Origin of the sequence: Jeotgalibacillus haloalkalitolerans (assembly GCF_034427455.1) — a bacterium.
In the GTDB taxonomy this organism is placed as follows: Bacteria; Bacillota; Bacilli; order Bacillales; family Jeotgalibacillaceae; genus Jeotgalibacillus; species Jeotgalibacillus haloalkalitolerans.
Window position 1 is genome coordinate 1 of record NZ_JAXQNN010000023.1, and the last position, 250, is coordinate 250.

A 250-nucleotide genomic window follows, 5' to 3' on the forward strand; every position below is an offset into this window, starting at 1 on the left:
GGGCGACTGATGGGAATCGAACCCACGAATGCCGGAACCACAATCCGGTGCGTTAACCACTTCGCCACAATCGCCATTATATAATTTTTTAAAAATTGGCAGGGGCAGTAGGAATCGAACCCACACCGGAGGTTTTGGAGACCTCTGTTCTACCTTTAAACTATGCCCCTATGAATGGTGGAGGGGGGCAGATTCGAACTGCCGAACCCGAAGGAGCGGATTTACAGTCCGCCGCGTTTAGCCACTTCGC

General features: G+C 52.0%; 2 tRNA genes. Both read right to left on the bottom strand.

Annotated features, from left to right (window positions below):
• Position 1 precedes the first annotated feature (1 nt).
• A tRNA-His gene (locus tag UFB30_RS16590) sits at positions 2-74 on the bottom strand.
• 22 nt (positions 75-96) lie between these two features.
• A tRNA-Trp gene (locus tag UFB30_RS16595) sits at positions 97-170 on the bottom strand.
• Positions 171-250 lie beyond the last annotated feature (80 nt).